We start from the raw sequence: 18,352 nt of genomic DNA, 5'->3' as shown, positions 1-18,352 counted from the left end.
CCAGTTAGAATACAGTGTATTCTCCTCTGTAAATCTTTTCAGTCATCCTACTGATGTTCTTCAGCTTCTCGTCAGCAATGTTCCTCGCTTCCTTCTCCACACTTGCAAACTTCTTAGCATCTTTCATAACTAGAGAAACAGTAGCAATCTGGGGCTCGTCAATTGGCTTTCCTATCTGCGAGAGAATTCGCACATATGCGTCTGCCACTGTGTCTTGATTCGCCTTCACAATCTCCTTCGCAATGTCTGTGGCAAGAAGGTTGTAGAGCTTTCCAACATGAGTAACAGGATTCTTGCCTGCGCTCGCTTCTAAGCTCATAAACCTACATGGAGTGATTAAACCATTTGCTCTATTACCCCTACCCACAGAGCCGTCATCACCATTTTCCATTGAAAGCCCTGTCACTGTTAAGTAGAAAATGTTTTCATCGTAGTTATCTGCAGTATTAACTGAGATGTTCACCTCACGTTTTGTAAATCTTGAGGCGTATTTCTTCAGTACTTCGCGCAGCTCTGCTATCGTGTTGATGTAATGCTCCTTGTTTGGGATTTCAGAATCAACCATTGCCACAGCAACAGTCACATTGATTTTGTCTCCTTGTCGGTAACTCATTACCTTTATGTCTTCTCCTATCTCTGGCATCGTCCGTTTTAACTTACCATTCATGTATTTCTCAATCTCCAGTGTTATCTTCTCAGTTTCGCTGAGGGGTGCAAAACCAACACCAAAAGACGTATCATTTGCAAGCTGTCGTTGTGTATCATAAACTGCACGAAGGTCAACAGAGCCCTTTCCAATCCTGCAATCGAATGTGATATCTGCTTCAACATCCAAATGCCTGCACACTTTCTTTAGATACTCCGCTGCCGCCTTTATTGCCACTGTGCGATAGGGCAGTCGTTCCCCATTCACTTCCGTCGTTGCCCGACCGACTAAGAGAATGTAAACTGGCTCCAGAATTACACCACCACCGAATTTAGGCGCGCTTTGACCTCCTACCACCTCACATTCATCCGTATTATGATGAAGGATTCTGCCATACCTCTCTATATACATTTTGCAGAGGGCTCGGCTTACACTCTCTGCAATTCCATCTGCAATACTGTCTGGATGTCCTAAACCTTTTCGTTCTACAATCTCAAATTCCTGCTGCTCTATCGGAAGAAGTTCTGACTTGTTTACCAGGATGTTTCTTGCCATTGCGTTCACCAAAATCTATGAAAATAAATTGGTAGTTAAAGTTTTGGGTAGTAATCCTGCTGCGGGAAAAAGCAGCGTAAACACTTAACCTTATATTCCATGAATGCTTATCTATCCATGTGAAACAAGATGGAGAATAGCTTTGAGCTCCAGCCCTATGAGACCCTCCTTGGAAATGTGAAGATGCACCGCATCGCATTGCTGAAACTCTTTGTCAGCACCGGCATTGCAATCATAATGGTCATTCTCTTCGTTTTTGCCTCTGGTCTGATGCTTAAGGACATAAGACACGATGCCACTGCATTGTTGCAACTTGAAATCATGACGATTATCACACTGTGCCTGGGTCTTACTGTCTATTTTCTCTCCTTCTCCTTTTTGAAAAAGTACTTTGCGCTGAGGATTTTTGGTTACCTCTGGGTGATTGTGCTGTCTTTTGTTGTAGCCACCTGTGCTGTTGCAGCACTTTATGAGGAGTTTCTTCGCTCATTTCCAGAGCCCTGGTGGTCTGAAATTCTCGGCTCCCAATTCAAGCTCTCCTCAATTTTCTTCGTTATTTTGCTCATGATTTTAAGCAGCATTCTGTACAAAATCTCGCATCTTGTAAGCCCTGACCACAAACTTCCCCTTGTTACCGCTTCGATAACAATGGCACTGGTTTCCCTCATCACACTCCTACCCTCACTTGAATTTATCTATAGCTCTGACACAAGGAACAAGGCATTCCTTATTCTCACTGGCTTAACAATCGCCCATGCTGCAATTTCCGTCTTTTATCTTGCCTATGGGGGAAAAATGCGTGCTCTAATCACAAACCAGAGAGTGATCATAGAAGAGACATTTCTCACCACAAAATACACAGAACAGCCCTATGACCAGATTCTGAAAGTGATGTATTCTCAATCCTGGCTTGGAAGAAAATACAACTTCGGAAACATTGTGATTGAGACAGGGAAATGGGCAAAGGTGGAGGGAAGAACCTTGCTTCTGAAGAACACCGTGGTGCTTCCTGCTGTAGAAAATCCTCTGCTTGTGAAAAACACGCTCATTGCATTGGCAAATGCCAGGGCTGCAATGTCCGCTGCATTCCAGCATGTGCAACAGAAAACCGAGGCAAAGCCGCAGGCAACTGCTGTGTTTCGTGAAGTGGAAAAAAAGCCACCTGTCTTCTGAGGAGGAGAAAAATGCTCCAAATTCTGGTCGCAGTCATTCTGTTTTCCTCATCCTGTCTCCAGAGCCCACTTTTGCATTCTTCATCAGTAACTGCACCAACTGGCGAAGACATAAGAATTGGCCTCTGGATAGACATGTATAACTTCACAGAATTCAGAATAGTCTGTTCCATGGAAATGAGAGCAATTAACCTTCATGAATTGAATCCGTCTCTGCCTGAAAAATACCTCCTTGCAGATGACATAAGGGAAAACCTCTCACTCGGGTTATTTTCAGTTGCTGAGATTGAAAAAGCCTACATAAACGAATTTGTAGAAAATTTAACTGGCTATTTATCAGACAGGTTTGGAACAAACTACACTGTTTCCAAGGAATGGGACAAGGTATCGCTAAAAGCGCCTTCCGCACCGCCTGTTGAGGAACCCCCTTTGGTCTACTACATCAACTATACTCTGAAGGTCTGGCTCGGATATGGAATTGACGAGGAACTCATTCTTGGAATTCTGAACGATGGAGCAGTTTATCATAGGGTCTTTACTCCAATGCCAACGAAATATCCTTCCACACTAAACCTCACGCTGCCGAGAGGTGCAGCAATTCCCAATTTCCCATTCTCCACGAATGGAAGCTGGAATGGACGGAATTACTATGTGTGGAATGGAAACACTGAAGTAAAGCTAGGAATTACTGGTTCTGCAGGTAAAACTTACAGGCAGAGCAATGTAAATGTTTCAGTGGTGATAGATATGCACACTCTCGCAAATGTGGCTGGAAACGAGTACCTCTACACCTCAATCAACATCTCTGCAGATGTGCATGTGCTGGCCATTCCAGATGAAGTGAAAAAAGAACTTCCAGAAAGCATTGAGATGTCCTTCATTGGTGCAGATGCCATTCGACTCATAATTGCAAAGAATGTGGTAAACCTGACTTACATCTACGATACACTCAATGCGACCCTTCAAGCGGGGAAGGAAAAACTGGCTGTAATGTTCAACAACCGTGTGGACTTTTGGGCACAGCCAATAGAGAACCTTACATGGGCGGGAAATTGCTATGCTATGGATGAAAATCCACCTGTGCATCTTTCGGTTAAAGGTAACAGCACGCTTGATTTCGGAGAATATGTGAAAAATTATCGCCAGAGTTTAGCTCTCACCTACACCTATTCCCTGACTCTACTGGCAATTGAAGGGTTCAACATCACCTACACCGTGATTTTTCCGAAAAACATAGAAATTGTGCAGGTAGAATGCAATGCTCCACATGAGAAGCATTATGTAAATGGAAGAGATGCGGTGAGCGTGCATATCACAAATTCAAGCGAGATGCTGAAGATTCTCATCAGAATAAGTTTTGAAATTGATTTTGAGCGAGTGTATCCTTTCATTGTTTTACTGGCAATTTTCATCGGTGTCTGGATTGCAGTTTCAATAATGGCTTATCAAAAGAAGAGGGTGTCAAGATGAAAGGAAAATTTATCACAATAGAGGGAATTGATGGCACTGGCAAAAGCACACTGATTCCGGCCCTCAAGTCATTTATTGAGGAGCTTGGCTTGGAAGTTACTGTGACCACAGAACCAACTGATACCTGGCTTGGAAAGAATGTGAAGCGTGGCTTTACTGAAGAGATTTCTCCTTTTACTGAAACATTTCTCTTTCTTGCAGATAGATGTGAGCATACAAAGTGGGTAAGGGAAGAAGTGAGAAAGGGAAAAATTGTGCTCTGCGACAGGTATGCTGACTCCACTTATGCTTACCAGGGTGCTGCACTTGAAAACATAATTGAAAAGCCAATGGATTGGTTAATTGAAATTAGCAGGCATGTGGTGATAGAGCCAGACCTCACAATTTTGCTCGTGGCAAAGCCAGAAACAGTGATTCAAAGAATTGCACCCAGAGGAGAGTGGACCAAATTCGAACGCCTTGAGTATCTAAGAAAGGTGAACGAGAATTATCTGAACCTTGCAAAAAAGTTTGAAAGAATAAGAGTGGTGGATGCAGAACAGAGCCCTGCAGCAGTGCTGGAAACTGCAAAAACTCTAGTTCATAAATGTGTTGGAGGTGAAAAAAATGAGTGAGTTCAAAACCATCCATGACTGTGTTCATAGCGAGGGGAGTGCCTCCCCCTACGGTACCCCCTCTCCATTTAAAACCATCCATGACTGTGTTCATAGAAGCATAAGGCTGGATGGTGTGAGAAAAGAACTGCTGGAACTTCCAGAACTCCAGCGCCTTGCCAACATCAAACAACTTGGCCTGGCCTACCTTGTCTTTCCAGGTGCTAACCACACTCGACTGGAGCACTCTATTGGCACTTCGTATGTGGCAGAGCGAATCGCTAAAGCAATTGGTTTGCCAGATGAAGAAATAAAACTTGTGAGTGTTGCTGCGATGCTCCACGATGTCGGGCATGGACCATTTTCACACACGCTTGAAGGTGTGCTTTACCGCTCCAAAGGTGTAGAACACATGGATATCACAAAGGGAATCATCACTGGGGATTACGATGTTATTGGTGATGAAAGAAGAAAGATACTGGGGGAAGAGAGAAAAATTCCTGATGTGCTTGAAAAATACGGTTTGAAACCAGAGGATGTAGCAGAGCTTGTGAAGGAAACGAGGCATGTGTTCAACTGGGAATTGATGAGTTATAGCAAAGAAAAAAACAAGTATCTCAAGCAATTAATTCATGGTCCTTTTGATGCCGACCAGGTGGATTATCTTTTGAGGGATGCCTATTATACTGGTGTAGCCCATGGTACTATTGATTTTGACAGGTTGCTGAACACTGTTGCCTTGGAAAACGGAGAACTCTGCTTTCACAGGAAGGGAATCACAGCGATAGAGGGAATGCTGGTAGCAAGGGCATTGATGTATTCCTCTGTTTACTTCCACAAAACAGTGAGGATTGCAGAGACAATGCTTGCCAGGAGTGTTGAAGATCTTGAGAAAATTGAGGAAAACATCCAGAACTTTGTGGATGCAGAGTTGATGGAGTATCTGATGCGGAAAAATGAGAGAACAAGGAATACAATGGTCTCAATAAGATACAGAAAACTTTTCAAAAAGGTTTATTCGAGAAATGCAAGGGAGCTGGATGATGCAGAACGGGAGATTCTCTACGAAATCAGCAAGGACTGGCGAAAGCGAAAAGAGGCAGAGGAACGAATTGCGAGAATGAGCAATGCAGGAAATGGAAATGTAATCATTGATATTCCAATCCCAGAACTCCTGCTGTCAGAACCAAGAATTGACAAGACAGAGGTGAAAGTGGTTGCAGAGAACGGTGCAACAATGCTTTCTAAACTCAGCCCACTCGCCGAGGCATTGAGAATAAGGAATGTGGTGGATTGGGTCGTGATGGTCTCCTGCCATCCGAAATACCGCAAAGATGTGGAAAAGGTTGTTGAACGCGGATTATTCGGGTAAATTAATATAGTTCTTAAAGATAAAGAGGTTTGTGAGAGCTATGAGCGAGAGAGGTAAAGCAAGCAGATTGGGAATTAAGAAGCATAGCGAAATGCCTGCATTTTTTCTGTTCGCTGTGTTGCTTTTGGGTGGGATTGTTGGGATGGCCGAGAAGGTCAGCATTGTTGGTGTTCCCGAAACGCAGGAAGAGGCGAAAATGCGGGGCATATCTCATCCACCTATCCACATAAACGGAAATGCAGATTTTGCAAACCAGGCAGCAAGTGAGGGCTGGGCAGGAAATGGCACAGCAGAAAATCCGTACATAATTGAGGAGTATGAGATAGATGCCAATGAAGGTAGTTATTGCATCTGGATAAGGAATACAGATGTATATTTTGTGATAAGGAATTGTGTGCTGTGGAATGCAACTGGTTTTTCAGCACCATATGGATGTGGAATAGTTCTGGCCAATGTGATGAATGGCATTATTGAAAACAACACTGTAAGAGAGTTTTCATACAAGGGGATATATCTGGATTCTTCGGAAAAGATTGTAATCACATCCAACAATGTGTCAGTCTCAAGGGGCACCTATGGCATTGACTTCTGGAAGTCGCACAACAGCACTATCTCATGGAATAATATTTCCACAGGTCAGTGTGGTATCTCTCTTTATTCCAATTCAAGCAACAACATAATTGCTTTCAACGAAATTTCTTATTCGGAAGATGGCATATATCTGGCGGAAGCAATAAACACGACTTTATTCAATAATAAGATGATAAACTGCGGGATTGTATTTGGTGGAAGTGATATTGCAAACTGGAATACTCATGAGATTGACATGACAAACACCGTTAATGGAAAAGCGATATATTATTACAAAAATCTGGATGATGGCACTATGCCTTTGGAGGCTGGCCAGATAATTCTTGCTAATTGCACAAATCTCACTGTGGCCCACTTGAATATTACGAATGCAACCGCAGGCATTCAACTTTGTTTTTGTAGAAACTGCACAATAATGGAAAACAATTTATCTGGCCACGCTGAAGGAGGAATCCTCCTGATACACTCTAATAGCAATACAATAATAAGGAATAATGTGTACGAGAACGGCTATGGTGGAATTCTTCTATCGTTCTCTACAGATAACAATCTGACCGAGAATATTATCTCAAATTCCACTATGTGGTGCGGGATTGATTTATATTTCTCAACAAACAATAGCATAACCAATAACGATGTTTCAAACAATTCCAATTACGGAATTTCTGTGGAGTTTTCTTCATTCAACATCATCGCATCCAATCTGTTTTACGGCAATGTAAAATACGCTGTGCGCATCGCCTACAGTTCCACATCCAACTCCATCTACCACAACACCTTCATAGCCAACGGAGCTACCGCCCTACGATACCTGAGCCAAGGGGTATCTAACGACACCCCGAACGGTGCAAAGGGTGTTAACGGGAACTCTCAGGCCTACGATAGCGTTGGCGGCAACTACTGGTATGATACCACAACCAATGAAGGCAATTACTGGAGCAACTGGGATGGTAATGGCTGGGGTACACCAGATGCCTACCCAATAGATGGAAATGCTGGTGCAAGCGACTGGTATCCACTTGGGAGTCCAGTGAGCGAATTTTCCGAGATTACTCTGTGGGTATTTGCCGCAATCATTCTCCTGTGCCTCCGTCGGTTCAGAAGAAAGTAATTCTCTTTCTATTTTTCCCTTTTTCTCTCTCAACCACGCTTTTCACTGCCTCCAATGCATTTCTTCCATGAACTGAGTTCGGGTGTTTTTTGATGTGTTCTTCAAGCAATTGGATTGAGCTTCGTTCAGCAACTCCAAGCATCGCAAGTGAGTGAAGCGCAAAAGCAGCCATTTCGGCTAAATTCTCATCTTCCTCCTGAAGACACTGGTTGAGCAAGGGAATTGTTGAAGCATCACCAAACCTTAGCTCACATGCAATCCAGCCAATCCTCATGCAGGCATCTGCCTTCATACTTCCCTCACTGTTTCTGAGCCATCTTCCTAGGGTTTCAATCACCTCTGTCATATCCCCTATCTTAAGACGAATCGCAAGAGCAGCAAGAGCCACAATTGCATTTCCCCGCACTAGCGGGTTCCTGTCTACCAGGCATTTTCGCAATGGGAGCATAGAGGTGCCGCTTCCAATTCCAATCACAGCTAACCTTCCCAATGCATAGGCAGAAGTGGCTCTCACATGTTCTGAACTGTCATAGAGACATTTAGTGAGGAGGGGCACAGAGGAGGCATCGCCTACCTTATAAACAGCCAATCTGGCAAGTGCGTCTGCTGCAGCGAGCCGCACCTCCCAGCCCTGATGTGATAGCATCACATTTATTCCATTGATATCTTTTTTCTTCTCCATTTCCATAAGTGCAGCCCGCAGATGCTCATCCACTATCTCTCCTCCTCCCTTTTTTTCTTGTCTCCTTCCTTATCTTCAGCCCTAAGTAGAACAGAACCATTGCAGGAAGAAGTGTGAGCACACTGCAGATTGTGAGCGAGAAAAATCCTGCCTCCCAGAATTCAAAGTTAAATGCATACTGTGCGCTCAGGTTCAGAACCATGCCCGACACCCAGAGAGTAAAGAGGAGTGCACCCGCACCAATAAACACCACTGCCTTATTTTCCTGACTTATCAGCGGAATCCTCTTCATTTGCAAGCTTGGCAACCGCTATCACCTTCTCTCCTTCATCAAGCCGCATCACCCTGGCACCCATCGTGTTTCTCCCTTGTTTCGGAATTTCAGAGACCCTAGTTCTTATCACCTTTGAGGCATGGCTCGTCACAATTATTTCATCAGTTTCCTTAACACCCAGCACACGAACAACTCTGCCATTTCGCTCGTTTGTCACTATGGTGATTACACCCTTTCCTCCCCGCCTCGTTTTCCTGTAGTCCTCAAGCGGCGTCCTCTTCCCAAAGCCATTCTCAGTGATTGAGAGTATGTCCTCACCTGGCTCAACTGTAGCCATGCTCACCACATAATCACCTTCGTTCAAACGGATACCAATAACTCCATATGTGGCTCTGCCAGTTGCTCTCACATCGCTCTCGTTAAAGCGAACTGCGAGCCCATCAGCTGTAGCCAGAATCACTTCCTGATTACCTTCAGAAATTCTCACATCTATCAACTCATCGTTTTCCTCAAGATTGAGAGCAATGATTCCACTGCTTCTTATGTTTGCATACTCCTGCAAGAGCGTTTTCTTTATCAGCCCTTTCTTCGTTGCAAAAACCAGGTAATGGGCATCATCAAATTCTCGCACACCGACTGCTGTAAGCACCCTCTCTCCCTGCTCAAGTTTGGGCAGCAGATTCACAATTGCCTTTCCTTTTGCGTAACGCTCGCCCTGGGGAATCTCATACGCTTTCAACTCATACACTTTGCCCTTCGTGGTGAAGAACAGAATGTTGTCATGGGTCATCGCATGAATTATTCTGGTTATGTAGTCCTCCTCCTTCGTCTCCATTCCAATCAAGCCCTTACCACCTCTTCTTTGCATTCTATAGGAATCAACTGGCATCCGCTTTATGTAGCCTGTATTTGTGAACAGAATCACAGTGGGCTCATCGGGGATGAGGTCTTCTACTGTCACTTCTCTTGTGGAAACCTCAATCTGGGTTCTTCTTTCATCACCATACTTTTCTTTGAGTTCAAGCAGTTCCTTCTTAATCACAGCCAAAATTTTTTCACGAGAAGAAAGCAAATCTTTGAGTTCTGTAATTTTTTGATTAAGCATGGCAAGCTCATTCCGAACTCCTTCCACTTCCATCCCTGTGAGTTTCTGCAACCGCATGTCCAGAATGGCTTTTGCCTGCTCCTCACTAAGCAAAAATCTTGCCATGAGCGTTTTCTTTGCATCTTCGACTGTTCTCGCCTTTCGGATTATCCTGATTGTCTCGTCAATATTTTCAAGGGCAATAATCAAGCCATTCAAGATGTGGGCTCTTTCCTCCGCCTTTCGCAGCTCATACTGGCTCCGTTTAGTCACCACATCCACTCTGTGCTCCACAAAATAGTGTATTAGTTCCTTGAGATTGAGAAGCTTTGGCACATTGTTCACAAGGGCTAAATTTATTATCCCGAACGAAAGTTCCATCTGGGTGTGGACAAACAGTTGATTAAGCACGATCTCCTCCATTGCATCCTTCCTCAGCTCAATCACTACCCTCATTCCCTCCCGGTCTGACTCATCTCTTAAATCCACAATCCCGTCAATTTTCCTATCCTTAACAAGCTCCGCAATCTTCTCCAGCATCTGGGCTTTGTTCACAGTGTATGGAATTTCTGTGACGATTATTGCCTTCTTTCCTCTCACCTCCTCAATTTTTGTCTTTGCCCTTATTGTGATGATGCCTTTGCCAGTCGTGTATGCTTCCCTGATTCCCGCGGTCCCGTAAATTATGCCTCCCGTGGGAAAATCAGGCCCTTTTATAATTTCCATCAGCTCCTCAATTGTAACCTCTGGCTTCTCAATGTACTTCACAATTCCATCCACAACCTCTGAAAGGTTATGTGGAGGAATGTTCGTAGCCATTCCCACAGCAATACCTGAAGAGCCATTTATAAGCAAATTTGGAAGTTTTGAAGGCAAAACAACTGGCTCTTTCAAGCTTGCATCAAAATTATCAACCCAGGGCACTGTTTCCTTATCTATGTCTTCCAGCAATTCTCCAGCAATCTTTGAAAGGCGTGCTTCAGTATAACGCATTGCTGCAGGTACATCGCCATCAACGCTTCCAAAATTACCCTGGCCATCGATTAGCATGTAACGCATTGAGAAGTCCTGTGCCATTCTTACAAGAGCATCGTAGATTGCGCTTTCGCCGTGAGGATGATACTTGCCCAGCACATCACCAACAGTTCTTGCGGATTTTTTGTAGGGTTTGTCATGCGTTGTGCCTGACTCATACATTGCATAGAGAATTCTGCGTTGCACTGGCTTCAATCCATCCTTTACATCGGGCAGAGCTCTTCCCACAATAACGCTCATTGCATAATCAATGTAGGACTTCTTCATCTCCTGCTCTACAGCCCTCTCAATCACCTGTTTTGCTGCTTCCTTTACCGCGGCCCCTGCTTCCTCACCCATCTAGTTTACCCCCTAAATATCCAGATTCGTTACCTCTTTGGCATGTTCTTCAATATACTTTCTTCTTGGCTCTACTTCCTCGCCCATCAAAACCGTGAATAACTGGTCTGCTTCAACCGCATCCTCGATTGTCACTTTAACCAGTGTCCTTTTATCAGGGTTCATTGTGGTCTCCCAGAGCTGCTGAGGTGTCATCTCACCCAGACCCTTATAACGCTGCACCACTGCATTTCCTCCAATTTTAGCTAGGATTTCGTCTCTCTCTTTATCGCTGTAGGCATAGTATTCTTCCTTTCCTTTCTTTATTTTGTAAAGTGGGGGCTGGGCAATGTAAACATGCCCGTTTTCTATGAGTTGCTTCATGTGGCGGAAGAAGAAGGTGAGCAAGAGTGTGCGAATGTGGGAGCCATCCACATCTGCATCTGTCATTATTATTATTTTGTGATAGCGGAGCTTTGAAATGTCAAAATCGGAATTTATGTGGGTGCCAATTGCTGTAATAAGCGTGCAAATCTCCTCGTTCTGGTAAATTTTTTCTGCTCTTGCCTTCTCCACATTCAGGATTTTACCTCTCAGGGGCAAAATTGCCTGAAATTCCCTGTTCCTGCCTTGCTTTGCGGAGCCACCTGCTGACTCTCCTTCCACTATGAACAGTTCACATTTTGCAGGTTCTTCATTTGAGCAATCCGCAAGTTTGCCTGGCAGTGTTGATGTCTCAAGCAACCCCTTTCTCCTTGTCAATTCTCTTGCCTTTCTCGCAGCTTCTCTAGCCAGCGCTGCCTGGATTGTCTTCTCTACAATTGATTTTGCTTCGTTTGGATGCTCCTCAAAATACTCCTTCAGCTTGTCGTAAAGCACACTTTCCACAATACCCTTAACCTCACTGTTGCCCAGCTTTGCTTTCGTCTGTCCCTCAAACTGTGGCTCCATCACCTTAACACTTATTACTGCAGTCAGACCCTCTCGCACATCTTCGCCTGTGAGCGTGAAATCGCCTTTAAGCATTTCGTTACTCTTTGCATAGTCGTTGATCACTCTCGTGAGAGCAGAACGAAAGCCAACGACATGGGTGCCTCCATCCACCGTAGAAATGTTGTTCACAAACGAGAGCAGATTTTCTACATAAGTATCATTATACTGGAGTGCAATCTCCACCTCTGTTGTATCCCTGTAACCACTTATGTAGATGGGCGGTTTGTGTAGTACATTCTTGTTCGTATTCAGGAATTCCACGAAAGAGATTATGCCTCCTTCATATCTGAACTCGTTTGTTTTGCCTGTTCGCTTGTCTTCAAGAAGGATTCGCACCCCTTTGTTGAGGAAGGCAAGGTCTCTCAAACGCCTGGCAATCACATCGTAATCAAATTCTGTAGTTTCAAAGATTTCCTTGTCTGGCTTGAAAGTGACAATTGTGCCTGTATTTTGTGCCTCTCCAATTGTTTTCAGGCCAGTCACTGGTACGCCTCTCTCATACCTCTGGAAATAAATCTTACCATCTCTTTTTACCTTTACCTCAAGCCATTCCGAGAGTGCGTTGACCACATGCACACCTACACCATGCAAGCCACCAGAGACCTTGTATGTGGTTCTGTCAAATTTGCTGCCTGCATGCAACACGGTCATTGCGATTTCCACGGCTGGCTTTCCATACTTTGGATGAATGTCAACTGGAATCCCACGGCCATTGTCCTCCACAGTCACACTTCCATCCTCGTTTATTGTTACATAAATTTCTGTGCAGAAACCTGCCATTGCCTCATCTATGCTGTTGTCTACAACCTCGTTCACGAGATGGTGAAGTCCACGGCTGTCCGTGCTGCCTATGTACATACCTGGCCGTTTTCTGACTGCCGTGAGACCTTCCAGAACTTGGATGCTTGACGCATCATATCTAACTGCATTTTCTGCCACGGTTACCACCATCTCAAATCTATTTGGAACCAATTTTCCAAATACTCTGTGGGTATATATAGGTTCAGATTAGAGGTTTAGAATTGCTGGCTAAACTAATACTTCCTCACTTCCCTTCTCCTTTTCTTCCATACCACAAACGCAGCGATTGCTCCAGCAACCGCAATGCCCGCAGCAATCCCAAATACCAGGTTTGTTGGCTCTTGCCTTACTTCAAATTCCAGCACTGTTCTCACGGTGATGCTTGCATTCACATACCCTGCTTTCTTCGCTACAATCTCTACCTCCACCTCAAATCCTGGCTCACCCTGGCTAAAACTAAGTTCAAAACAAACCTTTCCCTGCCCATCTGTGGTTTTTTCCACAACTATCCCATACCTGTCTATTCGCAACTCCACCGTTGCATTGGGAATTCCAACACCGTTCTCCGCATCCAGAACTTGCACGCAAGATTTCCATTTTCCTTCCTTTACATTTCCATCTGCCTCCAACACTATACTCATATGTCTCTCCTTCGGGGCTGGCAACAGAGTGATTCTAGTACTGTTGCTAACTACACTGTAGTTCGCACAAAAAACTGTGGCTTTGAGCACTCCTTCCTCTCTGTTTATCACGGTTCCTGCAACAAATGTAGTTGTGAAAATACCGCTCTCATTTGTATAACCCTCTGTTTTCTCTAACATGCCAGTAAGATTTACCATGCTTAAGACAACATATGCGTTAGCCATTGGCTCATGCGTTCCATTCCGCTCAACATAAACCGTAATTGTGGTGTTCTCTCCATTGCCCAATACTCCTTTACCTGCTACAAGACTCACATTCAATCTGGTTGTAGTTGCTTGCACCACTCCACTCTGTGCTCCGCTCCCCTTCTCGTTCACTGCTGCAATTCTGTAATAGTATGTGGTGTTCTCTGCCACATCCATATCCACAAACTCTGTAACATTTCCTACTCTCACATAATCCGCTTGCCAGTTCGGAAAAGTGCTTCGAGATATCTCATACCCAGTTATGGGCAAGCCGCCACTTTCTCCAGGTGGTTGCCATCGCAACACTATCTTATTCTCATATCCAATTGCGAAAACATTCTCAGGCACACCAGGATACTCACCAGGTGTCGCATTAACGATGTTCGATTTTCTGCTCTCGCCATTGCTGTTCATGGCTGTAACATAATAGTAGTAGGTGATACCATTGCTCACATTTCTATCCGTGTAGTTTAGGGCTGAGGAGTTCCCGATGTGCTCCCAGGCCTCTGGCTCCGTTGCCCTGTAGATGTTGTAGTGGGTTATGTCTGAGGCACCAGAATAAAATGGCTCTTTCCAGTCAAGATACACGAAGCCATTGCTTGCAGAGGCATTCAGTTCAAGTGGTGCTGTTGGCTCACCACGGGGAATGTATGTGAGCGGATAATAGTCCTTTGCTCCTGCATCGCCTCCAATCTCATAAGGCAAGTCAACAATCCCATCATGGTTGTTGTCTGGGCTCTGCCAGTCACTCCAGTAGTTGCCTTCGCATGAAATTGACCAATCTATTTCTTTCCCATTGTATTGGGCACTTTGGTGAACATTTCCCCAAAAGGCGTTAAGTGCCACAGTTATTTTATATGTTCCATACGACCTGAAATCTTCTAATTCAATTCCATATTCTCTATTTGAAGTTATTCTGTTATTGAAAATGCAGAGACGGGAACAGTTAACGATTTTTAGTCCATAACTGTTATTATTCAGCGTATTTCCCCAGATGATTCTTTCTAGTGGATTTTCTGAGAATGGCCATGAAAGGTTCTCAATTTGGATACCACATCCACTGTTATTTTCAATGACGTTGCTCCATATCCTCAACTTGTATGGAGTAAGTGCACCACCTTCTAAAAATGGCAGATATACCCCACAACCGCCATTACCACTTATTCTGTTATTGCCTATCTCGGAAAAACCTGTTGGTAGGGACATGTTCTCAGAAATTTGCACTCCATGGCCTGTGTTGTTTGAGATTTCATTTCCAATTACAGTGGCGCCATAATAAACAAATACCCCCTTTCCATTATTGCATACAATTCTGTTGTGATATACTTCTCCTCCACCTAACCACAGCCCAGTTCCATCATTATACGCTATTGTGTTATTTTCTATTTTTCCTCCATCTACGGAGATACCATGACTATTCTCAACGACGGTGTTATTGGCTATATATACCTCCCCTGTTTCTTCAGTAAAATTTCTATGTTTTTTATCTCTTCCATCCGCAGACACTGTGATACTTATCCCCACAGAACAATTTGAGATTGTGCAATCCACAACATTTACTCTTTGGTCTATTCCAACATCAATATAAATTCCTGTGTGTTGTCTGTTTCCTATGATTGTTACATTTGCTAGCATGAAATGTTTTGAAACATTATAGATTGCGACACCAGTAGTGTTATTGGCATAAATCAGCCAATTCGCAATCACATATGGGGCTTCTCTACTTCCATTCCCATCAATTACCCCATTCTCGGGTGTAAAATCGTCATCCGAGTTTATTTCAATTGGTACATGTAGAAATTTTATAACCGCACTACCCTTGGAAGGGAAAGAGATGGATGTAAAAGAAATTGGTAAAAGTAGCATCAAAAATATAAAGACCGATAGAGAGAATATGCTTGACTTCATGTGTCTCCCCGCAATAGGTTTAGAGGATATGGGGAATTGTCTAAGGTTACACCAAGGGCTTTGGCACCAACTGCCCATGTGCCATCTATGTATGGAAATGGAAGGTCTGGAAATGTTCCGCTGCCATCCCATTTTTCAAGTACATCGTGCAACATTGGTTGTTGACAGTAGTCTCCTGTAATCCTATCAATGAGGTCTGGGTTGTACCGATTTATTCCGTAATCATTGTCGCATATGAGGTAATATGCCCAATTCCATGCTTCTGCAAGTGAAACGCAGTTGTCTTTATCGGTGGTATTTTCTGAGTTTACTGGGAAGCCGTTTGTTGCGTTAGTCACTACTGTTCCATTTCCTCTCAAACCTGAGATAAGATAGTAGAAAAAGGTAGTATAGTTTGTATCAGACGGTGCATACCATGATTGCCCGTAAGAGGTAGGCTCACCGTTATCATTATAACCACCTTCGTTAATTGTAGAAGTAACAATTATTGTGCGACCCCTCATTGTCTGGTTCCAATTAAGAATTGGATCGCGAAAATCTTTGCTGTAACAACTTCCGATAAGAATAACCAATCTTTTGAATGGATTTGCAATTCTTCCGATGTAGTTTGGTCCCATGAATTCTGATGACCACTCCCAGTATGCATTTGGGTCAGTAATATTATCTTCTGGGGTATTTGGGTTCAGTAGCCTAAATGCTCGTGTATAATTATCTGGATATGGGTCCAGCGAGCCATGGGATGTAACTGCAATAACTATCAAAGCGTTCGGTTTGCCTTGAATTGCATTATTTATTTGAGAGAAATTATTTTGAATGGACGAGGGCGTTGCAGGGCCATCGATAATTGCACCATTCCAGTTAGTGGCATTTTGGTGTGTTCCATTGTAATAGAGAAAGTAAATATCGCTATCAGTAAATCCTTTGCTTTTCAGGGTAATGTATGTGAGATATGCATCATTCCAGAAGCTCCATTTCGGTGCACCTGTTCCAGTATACTGATTCCTTCCCCAGCCCCCAATTATCAGGGCAATTCTCTTGTCATACACCTCTGGATTATGCACCTTTGCATCCTTCGTCGCAATCCCTCCATACTGGTAATCAAATGCTCGGATTCTTATATTTGTGAAATTCCCAACCGGCAAATTAGTGATTGTATATTGATAAGAGTAACTGAAACCAAGATATCCGCTGCTTCCAGGCCATTGTGTGGGTGCTGTTTTATTCCATGTGGAGTTCCAGTACACAATTGCATCTCCATCCGTTGAACCTCCCCAGCTAACCGTAAAATTTACCACCCTTCTGTTGTCATTATATGGCTGGTTCCAGTCATTTGTAAATGTTGCGGCTGTAATTTGCGGGTAATTTGATGCCAGAATTCCCAAATTGCCACTCCCACCCTGACTTACATCCAATGTTCCATAATATGCCTCAGTCATTCTTTCCAGCACCTCTCTTGCCATGCCATCAATAATGTAATTATCAAACCATGCATAAACATTTCTGTTGTATTCCTCCAGGGCTTTCCCTCTCTCGCCATTCTCTGCAAATTTTATCGCAATGCTTAGATGTTCCAGAAGAGACCCTTTTGCATTTTCAGATGCAAATACACTTGATTCCTGTGCCTCGATATATTCCTTGATTTCTATCAAGGCTTGCAGGCTTTCACTCTGGCTTTCTTCCCCACTCCCAACAACGCTCAGCCCTCCCAACAACAAAAACACTATGCTCATGCACACAAATCCCTTTATCATATATTATCACCTCAAAAATGGTAATATTATAGAGATATTTATAGTTTTTTTTACCTATTTATTTGGTATCTCGTATAATAGTTGTCCGACACCTTCCCAACTCTCAGTATCTCCTTATCCCCTTCATTCTCCTCTTCCAGAAATAAACCAGTAAGAAGCTCTCCCAAACCTAAAACAACCCAAATGTGAAATTCCTATATATGAGGAGATAAGCAAGCACATAGCTTGCAATTGCCCCAGTGTTCAGAAATGGGAGACCTGCCTGGGGCTTGCCCTTACTCACAAAGTACATCAAGAAAAGGAAGGATACATAGATTCCAACAATCACACAAATGGCTGTAAGTAGGTTTGCTGGAATGCCAAATCTTGTCGGATAATCAGGAAGAAACACATAACTGCTAACTGCAAGAACTGCAGGAATAACCACATCTCCAACACCCATGAACATTGCCTCTCGCTCCTCGCTTTCAATCTGTTTCAGAATTCCTTCTTGCTTCATAAAGGAGTAGTTTGACTTCTGGGGCACTACGAGAAGCACTGGAAGTTTCATTTTTGTAACAGAATCTGCAAGCGTAATCATGTGCTTTGTTCTGTACACCGAGATTGCATCGTAAATTGCCAGGGCAAGCAAGATGATGAAAGTGGGAAGGATTCCCAGCGAGATGCCAAGAATTGCAGCAATGCCCGCTGCACTCACAAGCCCTATGCCGTTAATCACATACCATTCGGGATACCATAAAAGAAACGCAATGCAAATAATTGTGAGATAGGAGGCAATTGAAAACGGAAAATCAATTACGCTATCCCCCTCGTAATAAGCAAAGGGTATTCCAAACCAGAGTAATGGATATACCACAAATAAGAAAGAAACAGAGATTGCAAAGAGGAGCAGATAACGGAGCATCTTTTCAAGTCCGATCTTGACAAGCAGGAGAATTATTGCAGTAATCCCGAGTAGCATAATTATGTAAAAGATCGGATTGACTGGATTGTTCGGGTCTGCAAACGCCTGCATTCCGAGTGCCCTGTAAAACGGAGAAAGAAAAATTGCAACAATTTGAGGTACAACAAGAAAAATACTCAGCCAGATGAATGATTTGCTTCGCATG

13 protein-coding genes are annotated in these 18,352 nt (G+C 43.6%); 5 read left to right on the top strand and 8 right to left on the bottom strand.

Features of this window, described 5'->3' with window-relative positions:
- Nucleotides 1-4: 4 nt before the first annotated feature.
- Nucleotides 5-1,201 (bottom strand): methionine adenosyltransferase, encoded by a 1,197-nt coding sequence (locus QXD64_02010; protein ID MEM3396089.1) that lies wholly within the window; start codon nucleotides 1,199-1,201, stop codon nucleotides 5-7.
- Nucleotides 1,202-1,330: 129 nt separating this feature from the next.
- Between QXD64_02010 and QXD64_02005 the strand changes: the two genes are divergently transcribed.
- From QXD64_02005 to QXD64_01985, 5 genes are read left to right on the top strand one after another with little or no spacing between them, the layout of a single operon-like run.
- Nucleotides 1,331-2,374: a PH domain-containing protein gene (locus QXD64_02005; protein ID MEM3396088.1), complete on the top strand. Its 1,044-nt coding sequence runs from the start codon at nucleotides 1,331-1,333 to the stop codon at nucleotides 2,372-2,374.
- An 11-nt stretch (nucleotides 2,375-2,385) separates the two neighbouring features.
- On the top strand, nucleotides 2,386-3,843 hold the full coding sequence (locus tag QXD64_02000) for a hypothetical protein (protein ID MEM3396087.1): 1,458 nt from the start codon (nucleotides 2,386-2,388) through the stop codon (nucleotides 3,841-3,843).
- The gene (tmk, locus tag QXD64_01995; GenBank protein ID MEM3396086.1) at nucleotides 3,840-4,457 is read left to right on the top strand and encodes a dTMP kinase; all 618 of its coding nucleotides are present in this window, start codon (nucleotides 3,840-3,842) and stop codon (nucleotides 4,455-4,457) included. Before QXD64_02000 ends, tmk begins: the two co-directional genes overlap by 4 nt.
- Nucleotides 4,450-5,808: an HD domain-containing protein gene (locus QXD64_01990; protein MEM3396085.1), complete on the top strand. Its 1,359-nt coding sequence runs from the start codon at nucleotides 4,450-4,452 to the stop codon at nucleotides 5,806-5,808. Before tmk ends, QXD64_01990 begins: the two co-directional genes overlap by 8 nt.
- 40 nt (nucleotides 5,809-5,848) lie before the next feature.
- Nucleotides 5,849-7,510: a right-handed parallel beta-helix repeat-containing protein gene (locus tag QXD64_01985; protein MEM3396084.1), complete on the top strand. Its 1,662-nt coding sequence runs from the start codon at nucleotides 5,849-5,851 to the stop codon at nucleotides 7,508-7,510.
- On the opposite strand, the gene QXD64_01980 is transcribed toward QXD64_01985, so the two are convergent.
- The 7 genes from QXD64_01980 to QXD64_01950 all read right to left on the bottom strand — a co-directional run bounded on the left by QXD64_01980 (nucleotide 7,497) and on the right by QXD64_01950 (nucleotide 18,351).
- A complete protein-coding gene (locus QXD64_01980) occupies nucleotides 7,497-8,225 on the bottom strand; it encodes a HEAT repeat domain-containing protein (protein MEM3396083.1) in 729 nt (242 codons plus the stop codon). The genes QXD64_01985 and QXD64_01980 overlap by 14 nt on opposite strands.
- Nucleotides 8,218-8,484, bottom strand: coding sequence for a hypothetical protein (locus QXD64_01975; GenBank protein MEM3396082.1), 267 nt, complete (start codon nucleotides 8,482-8,484; stop codon nucleotides 8,218-8,220). The genes QXD64_01980 and QXD64_01975 overlap by 8 nt, the downstream gene beginning before the upstream one ends.
- On the bottom strand, nucleotides 8,450-10,924 hold the full coding sequence (gene gyrA / locus QXD64_01970) for a DNA gyrase subunit A (protein MEM3396081.1): 2,475 nt from the start codon (nucleotides 10,922-10,924) through the stop codon (nucleotides 8,450-8,452). The genes QXD64_01975 and gyrA overlap by 35 nt, the downstream gene beginning before the upstream one ends.
- 12 nt (nucleotides 10,925-10,936) lie before the next feature.
- A complete protein-coding gene (gyrB, locus tag QXD64_01965; GenBank protein MEM3396080.1) occupies nucleotides 10,937-12,835 on the bottom strand; it encodes a DNA topoisomerase (ATP-hydrolyzing) subunit B in 1,899 nt (632 codons plus the stop codon).
- Nucleotides 12,836-12,930: 95 nt separating this feature from the next.
- Nucleotides 12,931-15,450, bottom strand: coding sequence for a NosD domain-containing protein (locus QXD64_01960; GenBank protein MEM3396079.1), 2,520 nt, complete (start codon nucleotides 15,448-15,450; stop codon nucleotides 12,931-12,933).
- A gap of 38 nt (nucleotides 15,451-15,488) precedes the next feature.
- Complete coding sequence (locus QXD64_01955) at nucleotides 15,489-17,243, bottom strand: hypothetical protein (protein ID MEM3396078.1); 1,755 nt, start codon at nucleotides 17,241-17,243, stop codon at nucleotides 15,489-15,491.
- Nucleotides 17,244-17,412: 169 nt separating this feature from the next.
- The gene (locus QXD64_01950) at nucleotides 17,413-18,351 is read right to left on the bottom strand and encodes a presenilin family intramembrane aspartyl protease PSH (GenBank protein MEM3396077.1); all 939 of its coding nucleotides are present in this window, start codon (nucleotides 18,349-18,351) and stop codon (nucleotides 17,413-17,415) included.
- Nucleotide 18,352 lies beyond the last annotated feature (1 nt).

The sequence above is a fragment of the Thermoplasmata archaeon genome (genome assembly GCA_038874435.1).
GTDB lineage: Archaea > Thermoplasmatota > Thermoplasmata > Lutacidiplasmatales > SKW197 > SKW197.
This window is presented reverse-complemented; position numbering and strand designations above follow the sequence as displayed.

Coding starts and splice junctions, on each gene's coding strand:
- QXD64_02010 (MEM3396089.1), bottom strand. CDS start 1,201: ATGGCAAGAAACATCCTGGTAAACAAGTCAGAACTTCTTCCGATAGAG.
- QXD64_02005 (MEM3396088.1), top strand. CDS start 1,331: ATGGAGAATAGCTTTGAGCTCCAGCCCTATGAGACCCTCCTTGGAAAT.
- QXD64_02000 (MEM3396087.1), top strand. CDS start 2,386: ATGCTCCAAATTCTGGTCGCAGTCATTCTGTTTTCCTCATCCTGTCTC.
- tmk (MEM3396086.1), top strand. CDS start 3,840: ATGAAAGGAAAATTTATCACAATAGAGGGAATTGATGGCACTGGCAAA.
- QXD64_01990 (MEM3396085.1), top strand. CDS start 4,450: ATGAGTGAGTTCAAAACCATCCATGACTGTGTTCATAGCGAGGGGAGT.
- QXD64_01985 (MEM3396084.1), top strand. CDS start 5,849: ATGAGCGAGAGAGGTAAAGCAAGCAGATTGGGAATTAAGAAGCATAGC.
- QXD64_01975 (MEM3396082.1), bottom strand. CDS start 8,484: ATGAAGAGGATTCCGCTGATAAGTCAGGAAAATAAGGCAGTGGTGTTT.
- gyrA (MEM3396081.1), bottom strand. CDS start 10,924: ATGGGTGAGGAAGCAGGGGCCGCGGTAAAGGAAGCAGCAAAACAGGTG.
- QXD64_01960 (MEM3396079.1), bottom strand. CDS start 15,450: ATGCTACTTTTACCAATTTCTTTTACATCCATCTCTTTCCCTTCCAAG.
- QXD64_01955 (MEM3396078.1), bottom strand. CDS start 17,243: ATGATAAAGGGATTTGTGTGCATGAGCATAGTGTTTTTGTTGTTGGGA.
- QXD64_01950 (MEM3396077.1), bottom strand. CDS start 18,351: ATGCGAAGCAAATCATTCATCTGGCTGAGTATTTTTCTTGTTGTACCT.